The sequence below is a fragment of the Achromobacter sp. GQ309 genome, from assembly GCF_059759315.1.
The window spans coordinates 912,344-927,924 of sequence record NZ_JCAXDP010000001.1; the positions used below are offsets into that span (position 1 = coordinate 912,344).

The 15,581-nt window shown below is 64.4% G+C and carries 17 protein-coding genes; 8 read left to right on the forward strand and 9 right to left on the reverse strand.

Going from position 1 to position 15,581, the window contains the following annotated elements; translation table 11 throughout:
- Nucleotides 1-126: 126 nt before the first annotated feature.
- From AC6CIE_RS04235 to AC6CIE_RS04260, 6 genes are all read left to right on the forward strand, one after another.
- Nucleotides 127-828: a winged helix-turn-helix domain-containing protein gene (locus tag AC6CIE_RS04235; RefSeq protein ID WP_175184035.1), complete on the forward strand. Its 702-nt coding sequence runs from the start codon at nt 127-129 to the stop codon at nt 826-828.
- Nucleotides 821-2,128, forward strand: coding sequence for an ATP-binding protein (locus AC6CIE_RS04240; RefSeq protein WP_498091292.1), 1,308 nt, complete (start codon nt 821-823; stop codon nt 2,126-2,128). Before AC6CIE_RS04235 ends, AC6CIE_RS04240 begins: the two co-directional genes overlap by 8 nt.
- A 126-nt stretch (nt 2,129-2,254) precedes the next feature.
- Nucleotides 2,255-3,358 (forward strand): serine hydrolase domain-containing protein, encoded by a 1,104-nt coding sequence (locus tag AC6CIE_RS04245; protein ID WP_286936986.1) that lies wholly within the window; start codon nt 2,255-2,257, stop codon nt 3,356-3,358.
- Nucleotides 3,359-3,530: 172 nt separating this feature from the next.
- Nucleotides 3,531-4,487: a glycosyltransferase family 9 protein gene (locus AC6CIE_RS04250; RefSeq protein ID WP_343737431.1), complete on the forward strand. Its 957-nt coding sequence runs from the start codon at nt 3,531-3,533 to the stop codon at nt 4,485-4,487.
- A complete protein-coding gene (locus tag AC6CIE_RS04255) occupies nt 4,447-5,619 on the forward strand; it encodes a glycosyltransferase family 4 protein (RefSeq protein ID WP_498091294.1) in 1,173 nt (390 codons plus the stop codon). The genes AC6CIE_RS04250 and AC6CIE_RS04255 overlap by 41 nt, the downstream gene beginning before the upstream one ends.
- The gene (locus AC6CIE_RS04260; protein WP_498091296.1) at nt 5,616-6,521 is read left to right on the forward strand and encodes an alpha/beta hydrolase; all 906 of its coding nucleotides are present in this window, start codon (nt 5,616-5,618) and stop codon (nt 6,519-6,521) included. The genes AC6CIE_RS04255 and AC6CIE_RS04260 overlap by 4 nt, the downstream gene beginning before the upstream one ends.
- Here the strand turns inward: AC6CIE_RS04260 and AC6CIE_RS04265 are convergent.
- The 4 genes from AC6CIE_RS04265 to AC6CIE_RS04280 all read right to left on the reverse strand — a co-directional run bounded on the left by AC6CIE_RS04265 (nt 6,478) and on the right by AC6CIE_RS04280 (nt 9,256).
- Nucleotides 6,478-7,506, reverse strand: a complete 1,029-nt coding sequence (locus tag AC6CIE_RS04265) for an alpha/beta fold hydrolase (RefSeq protein WP_498091297.1) — start codon at nt 7,504-7,506, stop codon at nt 6,478-6,480. The genes AC6CIE_RS04260 and AC6CIE_RS04265 overlap by 44 nt on opposite strands.
- Nucleotides 7,507-7,609: 103 nt before the next feature.
- Entirely contained in the window at nt 7,610-8,185 is a 576-nt protein-coding gene (locus tag AC6CIE_RS04270; protein WP_498091299.1) for a tautomerase family protein, read from the reverse strand.
- Nucleotides 8,186-8,270: 85 nt separating this feature from the next.
- Nucleotides 8,271-9,020 carry a pirin family protein gene (locus tag AC6CIE_RS04275; protein ID WP_498091301.1) on the reverse strand — a complete coding sequence of 250 codons (750 nt, stop codon included), beginning with the start codon at nt 9,018-9,020 and terminating at the stop codon, nt 8,271-8,273.
- Between the two features lie 20 nt (nt 9,021-9,040).
- Nucleotides 9,041-9,256: a rubredoxin gene (locus AC6CIE_RS04280; protein WP_498091303.1), complete on the reverse strand. Its 216-nt coding sequence runs from the start codon at nt 9,254-9,256 to the stop codon at nt 9,041-9,043.
- A 137-nt stretch (nt 9,257-9,393) separates the two neighbouring features.
- Between AC6CIE_RS04280 and AC6CIE_RS04285 the strand changes: the two genes are divergently transcribed.
- Nucleotides 9,394-10,065, forward strand: coding sequence for a GntR family transcriptional regulator (locus AC6CIE_RS04285; RefSeq protein WP_175183677.1), 672 nt, complete (start codon nt 9,394-9,396; stop codon nt 10,063-10,065).
- A gap of 55 nt (nt 10,066-10,120) precedes the next feature.
- On the opposite strand, the gene AC6CIE_RS04290 is transcribed toward AC6CIE_RS04285, so the two are convergent.
- Entirely contained in the window at nt 10,121-10,906 is a 786-nt protein-coding gene (locus AC6CIE_RS04290; protein ID WP_175183676.1) for an SDR family NAD(P)-dependent oxidoreductase, read from the reverse strand.
- A 9-nt stretch (nt 10,907-10,915) separates the two neighbouring features.
- A complete protein-coding gene (locus AC6CIE_RS04295) occupies nt 10,916-11,902 on the reverse strand; it encodes a Bug family tripartite tricarboxylate transporter substrate binding protein (RefSeq protein ID WP_175121246.1) in 987 nt (328 codons plus the stop codon).
- Between the two features lie 242 nt (nt 11,903-12,144).
- On the opposite strand from AC6CIE_RS04295, the gene AC6CIE_RS04300 reads away from it, so the two are divergent.
- Nucleotides 12,145-13,170: a Bug family tripartite tricarboxylate transporter substrate binding protein gene (locus tag AC6CIE_RS04300; protein WP_498091305.1), complete on the forward strand. Its 1,026-nt coding sequence runs from the start codon at nt 12,145-12,147 to the stop codon at nt 13,168-13,170.
- A 2-nt stretch (nt 13,171-13,172) separates the two neighbouring features.
- Here AC6CIE_RS04300 and AC6CIE_RS04305 read toward each other — a convergent pair whose 3' ends face one another.
- From AC6CIE_RS04305 to AC6CIE_RS04315, 3 genes are all read right to left on the reverse strand, one after another.
- The gene (locus tag AC6CIE_RS04305) at nt 13,173-14,393 is read right to left on the reverse strand and encodes an MFS transporter (RefSeq protein WP_498091306.1); all 1,221 of its coding nucleotides are present in this window, start codon (nt 14,391-14,393) and stop codon (nt 13,173-13,175) included.
- Between the two features lie 95 nt (nt 14,394-14,488).
- Entirely contained in the window at nt 14,489-15,280 is a 792-nt protein-coding gene (gene map, locus AC6CIE_RS04310; protein ID WP_498091307.1) for a type I methionyl aminopeptidase, read from the reverse strand.
- Complete coding sequence (locus AC6CIE_RS04315; RefSeq protein ID WP_175121249.1) at nt 15,281-15,526, reverse strand: ParD-like family protein; 246 nt, start codon at nt 15,524-15,526, stop codon at nt 15,281-15,283.
- Nucleotides 15,527-15,581 lie beyond the last annotated feature (55 nt).

Here is a 15,581-nt window from a genome sequence, read left to right on the forward strand (position 1 = left end):
CGGGGTGTTCAGCGCATGCCGCTTTGCCCATTGCCCTCAACAGCGCCCACGCGACCCGAAATTCTTTCGGTGTATGCTTGCCGCCAAAATGCACTGTGCCGGTGCATGAATCTCTGTCTCCACACCATGACCAAGGCCTTGTTAGTCGAAGACGATGCGAAGCTCGCGCGCCTGATCGCGCAGTTTCTGGAACAGCACGGATTCAATGTTGTTCAGGCGTATCGTGGTGATCATGCGGTGGATGCGTTTCGTCGTCACGAGCCGGCCATCACTATTCTGGATCTGATGCTGCCTGGCCGGGACGGCCTGCAGGTCTGCCGCGATCTGCGGGCGTTCTCGTCTGCGCCGATCCTGATGCTGACTGCCCGCGAAGACGACGTGGATCAAATCCTGGGTCTGGAATCCGGCGCAGACGATTACGTCATCAAGCCCGTGGAACCGCGTGTTCTGCTGGCGCGGATCCGCGCCCTGATGCGTCGTCACAACCAGGCTGAAATGCAGCCTGAACTCCTGGTGTTCGGACCGTTGTCGATCGACCGCCAGACCCGCGCGGTCGAGCTGGCCGGCGCAGAGGTCGACCTGACGACGCTGGAATTTGAAATGTTGTGGGCGTTGGCTAGCCAGGCCGGCCAAGTGCTGACGCGCGACGATCTGCTCAACGCCGTGCGCGGCATCGAGTTCAACGGGCTCGATCGCACCGTGGACGTGTGCATCAGCAAATTGCGCCGCAAGCTGGACGACGATCCGCGTGACCCGGCGCGCATCAAGACCATTTGGGGCAAGGGCTACCTGTTCTCGCCCAAGGTCCACGAGCTGGGCAATGCTTAGGTTCGTCCTGCGCATTTTCGTGGTGCTGGCCATCGGGTTCGTGCTGTCGAACGAAGTGGTGGACCGGGCGGCGAACTATCTCTTTGAGTCCGAGACGACGAACTACACGCGTGAGGCCGTGCGCGGTCAGTTGCACAGCCTGAAGCAGGAACTGGCCCATGTGCCGCCCGAGGCGCGCCCCGACTACGTGCGCAACACGTTGGCGCCCCATTACGGACTGGCGTTGCAGGTCCTGAATCCGGCCGACTACAACGCGGCGGAATTTGCGCTGACCGATGTGGAACGCCGCACCATCGACGCCGGCGGATTCTTCCTGCGCGACGACCAGATGAGCTTCGTGGCCGCCATACCCGGTCCGGGCGCGCAGTGGCTGATGGTCAAGCTGCCGCCCGAGCCGCTGGTCGGCACGTGGGTGATCGTCGCCATCTACGCCGCCCTGGGCGTGATGTTGTGTGGATTCATGCTGGTGTGGGCGCTGCCGGTCTGGCGCGATCTGGAAGCGCTGAAGACCGCCGCGCAACGGATGGGACAGGGCGACCTGCGTGTGCGCGCCGAATTGTCGCGGTTTTCCAGCATCCGTGGGCTGGGCGACACGTTCAACCAGATGGCCGATCGCATCAGTGCGCTGATCAGCAGTCAGCGCGAGCTGACCAACGCGGTGTCGCACGAACTGCGAACGCCCATCGCCCGGTTGTCGTTCGAACTGGACATGATCGAGCAAGAGGCCGACCCCGCTGCGCGCAAGCGTCTTGTCGAGGAAATGAAGAACGATGTCGCCGAGCTGGACAGCATGGCATCGGAGTTGCTGATGTACGCCCGCCTGGAACACAAGCGCGACGACATCCCGCTACAGCCCCAGGATGCCCGCGGCTGGCTCGATTCCGTTGTGCAGCACGCGTCGTTTGAGGCTGAGCGGGCGCGTGTGCATTGCGAGGTGACGCTCTGTGATGCGGGCGAAGTCCGGCTGCATCCGCGTTATATGACGCGCGCGTTGCTCAACCTGCTGCAGAATGCCATCCGGCATGCCGGCGGAAACGTTCAGGTTGGACTGGCCAGTCCAGAGCCGCGGACTTACGTGCTGACGGTGGATGACGACGGACCCGGCGTGCCGCCTGCGGATCGTGAGCGGGTTTTCGATCCGTTCATCCGTCTCGACGAGAGCCGCGCGCGCGGCACCGGGGGGACGGGACTAGGATTGGCCATCGTGCGCCGTGTGGCCCGATGGCACAACGGCGAGGCGCTGGTGTCCGACAGTCCGCTGGGCGGCGCCCGCTTCGTTATCCGTTGGCACGCCGCCTGACTCGACCTGGCGCGCGCACAACGCACGCGCAAAGATCTTCACAAACTCCCTACAAAGCAGGAAGGATCGCGCGGTCGCGCATCGATAGCATCTCGGCATTTCTCTTTCACGGGGTTGCCGTCATCCATGTTCTCGCTTGCCCGCCTGATTGCCATCGGATCGCTCTTCGTCGCTGTGGGCGGTTGCCAGGGGTTGCCACCCGCCGCGCCCGCGACGATCCAGAAAGGGGACTATGCGGCGGTGGTCGACTACCTGACCGAGCGCATCCCTTACGAAATGGACGTGTCCAAGGTTCCCGGCCTCTCCATTGCGGTCGTGGACGATCAGCGCATCGTCTGGAGCACGGGTTTCGGGTACGCGGACACGGCACGGCATCGACGGGCGACCGGCGACACGCTGTATCGCATGGGCGCCGTCAGCAAGGTCGTCACCGCGGCGGCCGTGCTTCGCGCCGCGGACGACGGCTTGCTGTCGCTGGACCGGCCGGCTGACGACGCCTTGACGTACGGGCGCCTCGAATCGCGCCGCAACGCCGCGCAGTGGATGAATGCTGCGCCCTTCACCGCTCGCACGCTGCTGGGCGTGCATCCGGCCACGCTGGAAGACACGATGGGCCGAGCCCGTGCCGACATGGCGTATGCCTTGCTGGGCGACCTGGTGGCGCATGCGGCACAAGAACCGCTTGACGCGTACGTGAGGCGCACCATTCTTCGACCCCTGAACATGCCGCGCGCGGGATTTCATCTGCACGAGCGCATGAAGGGGCAGCGGGCGGCCGGCTACCGGCGCGGCCTGCCCTGGGCGGAAGCGCCACAGCCGAACGCGGCGGCAGATGGCCTGTGGATGAGCGCGTCCGAGATGGCGCGCTTTTCCAGCATGCTGTTCGGGCAAGGCAGAGCCGGCGCCGGATCCGGGGCGGGGCAGGTGCTGTCCGAGCGATCCGCGCAGACGTTGCTGGGTTTGGAAACCGTGGCCGTTAGCAGCATGGATCTGGATTGCCGCTTTGCTTTGTCATGGCTGGCCGCGCCTTGCGGCGACGAATTGGTGAGCGCGACTTCGCTACGCGACCATAGCGGTGCGACGGAAGCGTTCCACTCGCGGTGGGTCGTTGCGCCGCAGGACAGACTTGCCGTGATGGTCATGAGCAACGCGGATTCGGGCGAGGCGCTGGTCGGCTCGGTTGCGACGCTGACGATGCGCCTGATGCGCCAGGCCAGGCATGGCATGTAGTCGCCGCCCGGGGCGGCTATCGCAATACGCCGCGGACAACTTGTGAAGTTGTTCGAAGGGCAGTGCAAACTTCTTCACAATTGTTCAAAGGACGCCGGAATTATGCCGGCCACCTGCCGATACATTGCCCGCCAGCGGCCGACCGGCCGTGCAATCAGCAGGGAGGCCGCAGGTGTCGGAAATCGTTGTGTATGTCAGAAGCAAGCCGCAGCTTGGCGACCAGATCGTCGCCATGCCGACGCTGTATCAGCTCAAGACATGGTGGCCGTCGCGCCGGATCAAGGTGGTCGCGCGTGACGATGTGGGCAGCTTCTACCGCGCGTTGCCCTGGGTCGATGAGTTCGTGCGCGCGGCTACGTTCTTCGATTATTTGCGCAGTCTGAGAAAAGAAACGCGCCTGTCCGTCAGCCTGCATCACAGCAGCGAGCGCTTCGGCGTGGTCAACCTGCTGCGCCCGCCGTCGATCCGTTTGGGGTTCCGCAACGCCCGGATCAGCGACCTGGCCTGGACGCATTGCCACCGCAAGGACGTCACGGAATACATCGGCCAGGCCAATCTGCGCGTGCTGGCCGCATATCGGCCGTTCGACCTGCAAGGCGCGACGCGCGCGTGCTTCCAGATGCTCGCTCGTCCACACGTGCACTCGGTGCTGGGCGCCGACGTGGTGATGATCCCCGGGGGCGGCGCGGGCGCTTTCAAGCGTTGGAGCCTTGCAAACTACGTGAGGCTGGCCGATAGGCTCAAGCCGCTGCTGGGCGCCGGCGCCCGCTTTCTGTTCGTGCTTGGGCAGCAGGAAAACGCCGAGCGGGAAGCCCTGCAGGCGATGCAACGGCCCGACTTTTCCATTGCCTATTGCCGGCCCATTTCGGAATTGAGCGCCGTCATGTTGCGCGCGCGCCTGGTGGTGGCCAATGACTGCGGTCCCTCGCATATCGCGCAGGGCGCTTGTGTGCCCTATGTCGGCATCTTCAACGAGGCGAATCCCGAGTGGTTCTGGCAACGGCCCGGGTCGGCGTTCGTCGTTCCACGGCACCCCCAGAGCGGCATCAACTCGATCACGCCCGGTGAGGTGCTTCCTGCCTGCCTGGATGTACTGGATCATCATGCGCATTCTGCATACGCTCGCTGAGCGCAGCCTCGGCGGCCTGGAGTTCCGCACGCTGGAGCAGGCTAGCTGGCTGCACGACCGTGGCTACGAAGTCGCGATCGCCTCGCCCTTGAACAGTGCCGTCAGCCACGCCGCGCGCGAGCGCAAGCTGACGACCGTGGACATCGATTTCAATCCCGCGTACTCGATCCGGACCGTCTTGGCGCTTCGCCGGGCCATCCGAACCCTTCGCATTGAGGTCATCGACAGTCACAGCCGTGCCGACGCGAAGACCGCCGCGCTTTGCCGTGACCTGTGCGCCGTCGTCCGGACGCGTCACTTCGCCAAACCCATGCGTTCCTCCCTGCGCCGCCGGCTGGAATGGGCGATCGGGTGCGATCACGTCATCGCAACCAGTGAAGTCGGCAAACAGGAGCTGCTGGCGGCCCGGTTGGCCGCTGAAGACAGGATCAGCGTTGTCGGGGAGTGGGCCGGGGACCCGTTCTTTTCGCCCAATGACGCGCTCGATGCGAGCCTGCACATCCGTCGCGCCCTCGGGGTGCCCACGCCCAGAGCCGCATACGTCGTCGCCACTATCGGGATGCTGCGGCCAGAAAAAGGACAGGCTGATCTGCTTCACGTCGTGCAACGCCTGCGCATCCGAGGGGTGCCGGCGGTGGCGCTCGTTGTGGGCATGGCGACCGCTCGCACTCAACCCTATGCCTATGCGTTTTACCGTCTGGCGATCGATCTTGGCATTTCGGACTATGTGGTGTTTGCCGGTCACCGCACCGATGTGCCTGACATGATCCGCGCGGCGGATGTCGTGCTGGTTCCATCCGCAACAGAAGCCTGGTCGCGTATCGTGCCCGAGTCGTTTGCCGCAGCCCGGCCTGTCGTTGCCAGCGATGTGGGCGGTTTGCCCGAGATCGTCGTGCCCGGCCAGACGGGCTGGCTGGCTGCGCCCGGCGATATAGCGGGCTATGCCGACTGCATCATGCAGATTCGAAACCGGCCCTGGCGTACCCACGCCATCGTTGCCAATGCGCGGGCGTTCGCGGAAACGCACCTGCGCCTGGGCGAACAGATGCTACGCACGCTCGCGGCGTATCGGCGCGCCACGGGCGCCAGCTTGCCCTCTGACGGCCACAAGTGCGAGGAGGCGTCTGCATGAATGTGGTCGACGCAACCTGCAAGGTGGCGGAAGGTGGGCCGGTGGGGTGCGCGCGGCCGGCCGACGGACTGATCCCGGCGTACGGTGAAACGCCGCAGCCTTTGGAACCCTTGGCCGGCGGGCATCTGCTGGCGGGCCATGGCGAGCACGGACGCACGGGCATCCTTCTGATTCATCGGGTGGGCGGCCTGCCAAGCGAGCTGCACGAGCTGGCGCGCGGCCTGAATCGGTACGGCTACGCGGTGCTCGGGGTCAAGCTGGCGGGGCACTGCGCCTCTGTGCAGGATCTGGCGGGCGCAGGGTGGATGGATTGGCTGGCCAGCGTGCGGCGTGGCGCGGATGTGCTGGCGAGCCGGGTTGATCGCGTGATCGTCGGCGGCGTTTCCACCGGGGCCGTGCTGGCGCTCGCCTTTGCGCAGGAACGGCCGTTCCACGTGGCCGGTGTGTTGGCGCTGTCGCCCGTATTTCGTCATGACGGCCGGACGGTTCCGCAACGCGTGAGGGTGGCCTTATGGCTGCTGGCCGCGAGGGCACTGGGCATCGGCCAACATCGGGCGCTCCAGCGCCGGGAGCGCGCGGCGGGCTTGCCGCGCCTCCCCTGGGGGTCGCTTGCCGAGATGCGCAAACTGGCGGCCTCGGTATCGCGCCGCCTGGACATGTTGCGCGCTCCCTGCCTTGTCATTCATGCACGGCAGGATGACGTTGCGCCCGTATCGAACACGTTCAAGATCGTGAAGAGGGCGTGCAACACGAATGTGCAGCTGCAGTTGCTGACAGATCGCCGTCACGTGGTCACGATGGGCCGCGGGTGCGGCGATGTGGTCTCGCGGGTGGCGGCGTTTGTCAGCAACACATGCCTTAACCCTTCGCCGCCGGCAGCGCCTTCAGCAACGCTTCGTTGAACCGCTTCGGATCCTGTACCTGCGGGGAATGGCCAAGCTCCGGCCACGTGACGAGCTTTGCATTCGGGATGGCCTTGGCCGCCTTCGGGCCCAGCTCAGGATAGTTGCCGAGCTGTTTTGCCACCTCGGGCGCCGCGGCGTCCTTGCCGGGGGCAGTGTTGTCCTTTTCCCCGATGAGCAGCGTGGTAGGCACGGCGATCTGACCGAACTCGTGCACGACGGGCTGCGTGTAGAGCATGTCGTAGGTCAGCGCCTGGTTCCACGCAACGCGTTCGCGGCCTTCGCCTTGCAGCATGCCGGCGGCCATGAGGACCCACTTGTCGTAGTCGTCGCGCCATTGGCCGGCGTAGTAGGTGCCCAGCTGGTACTTCTTCATGCCCTCGAAGTTGGCCTTGAGCTCGCGCTGATACCAGTCGTCGATGCTGCGGTAGGGCACGCCTTTCTGTTTCCAGTCTTCGAGGCCGATGGGATTGACGAGCACCAGGGCGTCGGTTTGCGGGCCGTACATCAACGCGTAGCGTGCGGCGAGCATGCCGCCCATGGAGTGGCCGACAATGCTGGCGCGGTCGATTTTCAAATGATCGAGCAGGGCGTGGGTGTTGGCGGCCAGTTGATGAAACGAAAACTGGTAGGCCTGCGGCTTGTCGGATTTGCAGAAGCCGATCTGGTCGGGCACGACGACGCGGTATCCGGCTTGGCTCAGGGCGGCGATGCTGGCGTCCCAGGTGGCGCCGCAGAAATTCTTGCCGTGCATGAGCACAACGGTCTTGCCGTTGGGCTTGGCGGCGGCCACATCCATGTAGGCCATCGACAGCTTCTGGCCTTGCGTGTCTAGCGCCAGCCGCTTGACCTCGTGCGGATACTCAAAGCGCTCCAGGTTGGGACCGTAGTCCGGCACCTTGGGGGCGTCTGCCGCAATGGCGCTGCCGGCAAGCGCCACGCCCGCGCAGAGTGCGCTCAGCCGGAGATATTGGGATCGTGTCATTCATGTGACTCCTGTTATGACGCCGGCCCGCTGCCGGCGCTGTACAACAGGGACAGCAAAAATGGGGCCTGGGTTCCGCAGGGGGTGAACTCGAAGGCCATCGTCATTCTCCCTGCGTCGCGGAGGTGGCGAACAGTGCCGGCAGCAGGCCGCCGGTGCCTGGCGGGTAATGCGACGCTGCATATTGTCTGGCCTTGGCCTGGAAATAGGCTTCGACCCACTTGAAACGCTCGCCGTCCTTGGCAAGCCCGACGGTGTTTGCAATGGCGGCGAGGCTGATGGTGTGTCCGCCCGCGCCCCAATTGCCTTCCGACACTTCCTCGATGATGACCAATGCGCCGCTGCCGTCTTCGCGCGTGGCGCCCAGGCTTTCCATCATGGCTGCGTGTACCGAGGCGTGGACCTCGGACTTGTGCTGCTGGCTCATGTAGCCTTCAGGAATGCTGACGCGGGCGAGCAGGCGGCCGTGGGTGCGGATGGGCGTGTCGTCGATCTTACCGCCAACCCACCAGTCTTCGGCGGGCACTTCGGTGAACAGCACCGACGCGAAGGCCAAGCCGCCCGGGGTGCGGGCGCCGCCTTCCATCGTCAACAGCACCTCCGTCAGCCGCTTGCCCATTTCGTTCTTGCTGGCGGGGGCGAGCATCCCCTTTGCGTAATACAGCTGAATCACTGGCATGACATTCTCCTCGCATCCCCCAGACGGGGGGCAAGCGGCGTGTGAATACAAGCGCCGCTTGCAATGCAGGTTGATCTGGAAGGCGTTACTGGATGGTTTCAATAATGAGGAGATCGGCGCCTTCACCGTCCGTCTGAATCGTGATGGGGCGATCGCCCCAAACGCCTCGGCTATCGCGGCGGGCCAGCGTGATGTCATCGACGCTGGCCTCTCCGTCCAGCATGAACACATACACGCCATGACGATTGGATTTGGGCGTGTATTGCAGGTGCATTGCCTGGTCGGCCATCAACCTTGAAACCGATACGTCCTGGCCGATTCGCAAGGCGCCGTCGGCGTTGCCCACCAGTTGCGTAAGCTGATTGCGGCGCGTGCTCGCGTCGAAGTAGCTGCGCGTATAGGAAGGCGGCGTCAGCAGGCGGTCGGGCAAGAGCCACAGATACAGCACTTGCATATCGGTGCTGGCCAGATTCAATTCGGAATGCTTGCCGCCGGAGCCGGCAGAGAAGGCGTAGAAGTCGTTCGGTCCAAGTTGATCGATGTTGCCTACCGTGTTCACGTGCGTCAGCGTGCCCGCCAGAACGAACGCGCAAATGATGAAGTCATGGTGGCGGTGCATGTTGTAGCCGCTACCGGTGCCACTGAATACTTCCTCGCCAAAAACGCGGATCCGGCCGAATCCGGGAATGCCGCTTTGGTAAGCGCCAAAGTTGAAGCTGGAATGGCGGGTCACCATGCCTTCGGGGTGGCCGGCGATATAGCTGGACGCTTCGCCCGTCGACAGAAATTTTTCAAAGCCGCGGTCGTGCGCGCGCAGCACAAAGTCTTTGTTCATGATGAGTTCTCGGCAGGCGTTCAGACGAGGGCGTGCGCGGCGGCTTCGGTGCTGGCGTACGGAAGTTCGACCATTTCGAACCGGCTCTTTGGGGTGCCGCAGTCGGGGCAGATCCAATCGTGGGGAATGTCGGCCCATCGGGTTCCTGGCGCAATGCCCTGTTCGGGCAGTCCCAGGGCTTCGTCGTACAGAAAGCCACAGCCAAGGCAGACGTGGCGCTTCAAAGGTTCATCCATAGATGTCTCCATTGGGCCAATTCGCCTCGGCCCGGGGCGGGCGCATCAAGTAGCGCGTGACGCATTTATATAGCGCGTCACGCGCTACTGCAAGCGATTTGATATAGTGACGGTTCGATTTTTTCCAGGGGATCTCGATGGAAAGCGTCACCAATTTGCGGGAAATGGTGCTGGCGCAATTGCGCTCCCGCATCGTGTCGGGCGAAGCGGCACCGGGCACCATTTATTCCGTGCCGGCAGTGGCGACCGAGATGGGCATGTCCACGACCCCGGTGCGCGAGGCATTGCTGGAGCTGAGCCGCACGGGCCTGGTCGCGCCGCTGCGCAATCGGGGGTTCCGTGTGGAAGCGGCCACGCCCAAGGACCTGGAGAACCATTTTGACGTGCGCATCATGCTCGAATCGGGGGCGCTCGTCGCAATTGCGCGGGCGGGTCTCACCGACGCGGCGCCGCTGATTGAGCTGGCCGATGCGGTTGCCGCCGCCGTCAAGGCAGGCAGTGTCGCTGATTACATCGAAACGGACCGCCGGTTCCATGAAGCGTTGGTGTCGCGCGCAAACAATCCGCTGCTGACACGAATGATCATGGACCTGAGAGCCGACATGCGGCTGTATGGAATCAATTCGCCGGAGGGTCTGGAGCGGCAGCGCGCGTCCGTGTCGGAGCACTACGAAATGATCGAGTTGGCGCAAACGCGGCAGACCGAGGCAATTGCCGCGTTGATCACCCGGCATATCGAATCCTGGAAGCCGCTGCTGACGGCCGCGCTGCAGGACGTGTCGGCGGGGAGTGCGAGGGCCCGAGCCTGATTAGCGCCCGGCGCCCCGTGCACGGCGGTTGGCGGAATGCCTTCCCGCCGCCGCCTCACGTCGCATAGAGATTCGTCAACGATGCCTTGACGAAACCTCCATCCACCACGAGATCCTGTCCATTCACATACGAAGACGCATCGCTGGCAAGAAACGCAACGGCGCCGCCAATGTCCGCCGGCAACCCGATCCGCCGTGCAGGAATGCTCGCGATGCGCTTATGCAGCACACCTTCATTTCGATAGTGCGGTTCCGACAGTGGCGTGCGTATCATGCCCGGGCTGATTGAATTCGCGCGTATGCCCAGAGGTCCCCATTCCACGGCCATCTGGCGCGTCAGCGCCTGCAACGCCGCCTTGGTCGTGCCGTAAGCGCCGAGCCGGGTTGGCGTCTGGGCCGAGATCGATGACACATTGATGATGCTGCCGCCCTCTTGATCCCGCATCAACGGAAACACGGCCTGCGCGCACAGCAACGCGCCGCGCAGATTGATGCGGAAGATGCGGTCCCACAGCTCAAGCGGCAGCGCCTCCAGTCCCACCGGCGCCGCGCTGACGGCGGCGTTGTTGACCAGTATGTCGCACCGCCCAAATCGGGTTCGCACCTGGTTGGCCATTTCTTCAACCGAGGCGGAATCGGAGACATCACAACGCACGTTCAGGCGGCCATCGGCATCCGAGCCGGCAGGGCATGCGTTGACATCCACCTGGACGACGGCGGCGCCCATCGCATGCAGGTGCTCGCAAATGGCAAGACCGATTCCGCCGGTCGCGCCGGTTACCACCGCCACGCGGTCCTGCAAGGCATCGGAGGAAAAAGGAAGTTTGAAAGGCGTGTCCATGCGCGCTTCCTATTTGTTCTTCAGGTCGGCCACTTTCGCCAACCCTTGCCAGATGACGGCGTCGCGTTTGATGGATGCTGCGAATTCCTTTGCAGACATGTCCGCCGGCACGATCATGTTCTGGCCTTCGATTTTTTCCCGCACGTCCGGCGTGTGCTGCGCGCGATAGATCTCGGCGTTGAGCTTGTCGATGATCTCGGCCGGCGTGCCGGCGGGGGCGAAGACGCCGTACCAGCCGTCCGCCTCAAATCTGTAGCCTTGTTCCCCCAGCGTCGGGACGTCCATCGACGCGGGCCAGCGCCGCGATCCGGTCTGACCCAGGGCGACCAGCTTGCCGCTGCGCATGTGGGGAATGGGCGAGGCGATGTCCATGAAGCCGACGCTGATGTTGTTGGCGATCAGGTCGGTGCTCTCCGTAACCAACTGCTTGTATGGCACGTGCGGCATGTCCAGGCCGTAGTGCGCCTTGATGCCTTCCATGGCCAGGTTGCCGGACGAACCGGTGCCCCACGAACCATAGGCGAGTTTGCCGGGATTGGCCTTGGCGTACGCGACCATGTCGGCCAGATTCTTGAAGCCGGTGGTCGGGTTGGCGACCAGCAGGATGCCGGCGGCCCCGACCTGGGCGATAGGGAGCAGGTCTTTTTCCGGATCGTACGGCAGCGAGGGAAGCACGACTGGATTGAGCAGGATGGCGGAGGAGGGGGCGAACAGCAGGGTGTAGCCGTCTGGTGCCGCCTTTGCCACCGTGTCGCACGCAATCATGCCGTTGGCGCCGGGCTTGGCTTCCACGACCACGGGCTGGTTCAGCGCCTTGGCAAGCGGCGCGGCGATCAGGCGCGCGAAGATGTCGCCGCCCGCGCCGGACGAGCCGGCGACGACAAGCCGGACGGGGCGCTCCGGCCAGCCGCCTTGGGCGGCAAAAGCGTTCACACCCAGGCCCATCAGCATGCCGCCGAGCAGGATGGCGCGTCGCGTGGGTAAAGGATGGGTCATTGCAGCGTCTCCATAATTTTTGATTTATTGGAGCTTTCAAATTCTAGGTAGCCTTACCGGATTGGCTATAGCTGAAACCGCAGTTCAGAACTGCGCGAAACGAAGAAGTCGCGGCCACCGTTGTCGGCAACGGCGATGACGCAGTGCTGCGTTTTCTGCAGGAGAGTTCTTCGGGATGGTGGCTGAATCAACGGATGGGTGCTCTATACACTTTTTGTGGGTCAACATATGAAGAGCCAGCCATGCCTTTCACGCTTCGCCGCCGGTCGCCGCTTCGCTTGCCGTTTCTTCAGACGATTCGTCTGTCGATCCGCCCGCCATTTCGATTGCTGTTGGGTAGCGCGGTGCTGACGGCACTATGTTCGTTTTCCGCCACGGCGCAAACAGACTATCCGACGAAACCGGTGCGGCTCGTGGTGCCGTATCCGCCGGGCGCGGCGACCGATGCGATCTCGCGCGCGTTCGCCCAGCAGTTGGGAACGATCATGGGGCAGCCCGTGGTCGTCGAAAACCGGCCTGGCGCGGGTTCGGCGATCGGCATCACGGCGGTGAAAGGCCGGCCGGCCGACGGGTACACGCTGTTGGTCCATGCCGAAGGGTTCTACAGCGCGAAATTGACGACGCCGGGCGCGGGCTACGCGTTTTCGGATTTCGAGATTCTTGCGCCGTTAGGTCAGAGCAGTTACGCCTTCATCGTGCCAGCCGACAGGGGCTGGAATCGCCTCGAGAACCTGAAGGGGGCAAAGCGCGAATTGGATATCGGCATCGCCGACCTGGGCGTGGGCACTTATTCCACGCTGGCCGCGCGACTGGCATCAGGCCTTCAGACGCAGTACCGCCCCATTCCCTTCAAAGGCGGCGCGGAAGGCCTGACGGCGATCCTGGGCGGGCAGATCGACGGCTACTTCACCACGATTGGCACGACGCAGAACGTCAAGGACAATCCTCACGTCAAGGTGTTGGCGTATACCGGGCGGCCAGGAAGCACCTCGCATCTGCCCGGCGTGAAGACGTTCGCAGAACTCGGCGTGCCGGACATGGTATTTCACAGCAGCTACAGCGTGGCCGTGCGGACGGGCATCCCTGAACCGGTGAGAGACAGGCTGGCAGGATTCGTCAGGCAGGCGGTCGCGTCTGAAGAAATGAATAAGGCGCGCCGCGATCTGTACCTGGACGAATACAGCGGGAGTCTGGACGAGTACAAGCAAGAGCTTCTGGACCTGGCTGCGGAATTCGAAGCAAGCGCGCGGGCCCGCAAGGCGGAATGATTTCAGGAGGCCACGGCTTCCGGTTGCTGGCGCAAGCGCAGTACCGGGGACGTAAACAGCACGGCGAACTGAATGAAAAACCCCGCGGTCGACACCCATAGACACGCCTCCACCCCAAACCGCGCCGCCAGCGTCGCGCCGATCAACGCGCCGATGGGCCGCGCGCCGAAGTTGGCGGTCACGATGACGGACGACACGCGGCCCAGCAGGGCGTTGGGCGTCACCGATTGACGCAGCGTGGTGGTGGTGATGGTCCACAGGATCGGCCCGGCGCCGAACAGAAAGAACCCCACCGCCGCCCATGCCCCTGACGGATAGACCAGCGTCGACAAGAGAATGAAGCTGGCCAGTAACGCCGACAGCGGGCCCGCGCCAATCATCGCGCCGAACGGCAGGCGGCGGGCGAGCCGCGGGGCGGTCAGTGCGCCGGCCAGCATGCCCGCGCCGTAGATACCCAGCGTAATCCCGACGCCCGCGGCGGACAGGCCGAGGCGGTCGACGGCGTAGGCGACGTAGATCGCCAGCAGGACAAACCAGGCGGTATTGAAAAAGAGGGCGGTCAGGAGGACCGGACGCAGCAGGGGATGGGTGGCGACGAAGGCGGCGCCCTCGCGCAATTCGGTGAGCGGATGACGGCGTTGGGCCGTCTTCGGCGCGTCCTGCGGCAGGCCTGCCAGAAAGACGGCGGCCAGCAGCGACAGTGTGGTCGCGAGCACATAGGCGGTGGAGGCGCCCATCCACCCCACGAGCGCGCCGCCCGCCGCGGGGCCGGCCGAAAACGCGGCGCTGCGCGCCAGTTCCAGCCAGCGGTTGGCGTTGGAGAGTTCACCAGGCGGAACCAGCTTGGGCACCAGCGCAGGCGCCGCCACGTTGTAGGCGACGGTGCCCACCGCCCCGGCGAAGCCCAGCGCGGCGAGCCATTGCAGGCTGAGGCCGCCGGACCACAACAGCGCCAGCAGCACGATCAGGCTTGCCGCGCGCACGGCCTCGGCGGCGGTCATCAGCGAGCGGCGCGACATCCGGTCGGCCAGCACGCCGGCGGGCAGGGACAGCAATAGGAACGGCAGCGTCTGCGCGGTTTGCAGGTAGCCGGTCTGCGCGGCGGTGGCGCCCAAGGCCAGCACGGCATACAGCGGCGCGGCGGCGAGCGCGATCTGCTCGGAGAACTGTGCGGCCAGGTTCGACGCCGCGAGGCGGCGGAAAGCGGAGGGCAGGGCGGGCATGGACGGGGCGGCGGGCGCCGCAGAAACGGCAAGGGCACGATGATGATCGTACCCTTGCGGCCCTGCACTCCGGTCCTTGCTGGGACGCGTCCCGATCAGGGAATCGGGGGGTAGTCGCCGAAGCCGTCAGGCCAGGTGGTCAGCACGTCGTAGCCGGTCTCGGTGACGACGACCATGTGCTCCCATTGCGCGGACAGCGAGCGGTCCTTGGTGACGACCGTCCAGCCGTCGGGGAGTTGCTTGGTCTGCGGCTTGCCGGCGTTGATCATGGGCTCGATCGTGAACATCATGCCGGGCTGCAGCACCAGGCCTTCGCCGGGGCGGCCGTAGTGCAGCACCTGCGGGTCGTCGTGATAGATCTGGCCGATGCCGTGGCCGCAGTATTCGCGCACGATGCTGAAGTGCTCGCGATGGGCGACGGTCTGGATGGCGTGGCCGATGTCGCCCAGCGTGGCGCCGGGCTTGACGGCCATGATGCCGGCGCGCATGGCTTCGTACGTGGTGTTGACCAGGCGGCGCGCAAGCGGACTGGGCTGGCCGACGTAGTACATGCGGCTGGTGTCGCCAAACCAGCCGTCCTTGATGACGGCCACGTCGATGTTCAGGATGTCGCCGTTCTTGAGCACCTTGGCCGACGGGATGCCGTGGCAGATGACGTGGTTGACCGACGCGCAGATGGTCTTGGGAAAGCCGTGGTAGCCGACGTTGGCGGGCGTGGCTTTCAGCACGTTGACGATGTAGTCGTGACAGACGCGGTCGAGCTCATCGGTGGTGACGCCGGGACGGACGTGTTCGGCGATCATGTGCAGCACTTCGGCCGCCATGGCGCCCGCCTTGCGGGCCATTTCGATGTCGGCGGCCGATTTGATGGAAACCTTCTTGGCCATTTACGCGGCCTCCTGCTGCAAGGGTTGCGGCAACCCTTGCGAAAGGGACGCGATGGTGAAGCCTTCTGCCTGGTCGATGCGGATCAGCAGTTGGCAGATGTCGGCGTGGCGCAGTTCGGGATAGAGCTCGGACAGCATGCCGATGCGCATCCAGTGTTCGGCCTGGGAATTGATCGAGCGGCTGAGGGCGCCGCTGGCGACGCGCAGGTTCTCATGCATCTGCTCGGAAATCTTGACGATACCCATAGTGGATGTTCCGTATATGTTTTGTATATGGAACGTATCGTACTGCGGCGCGGGG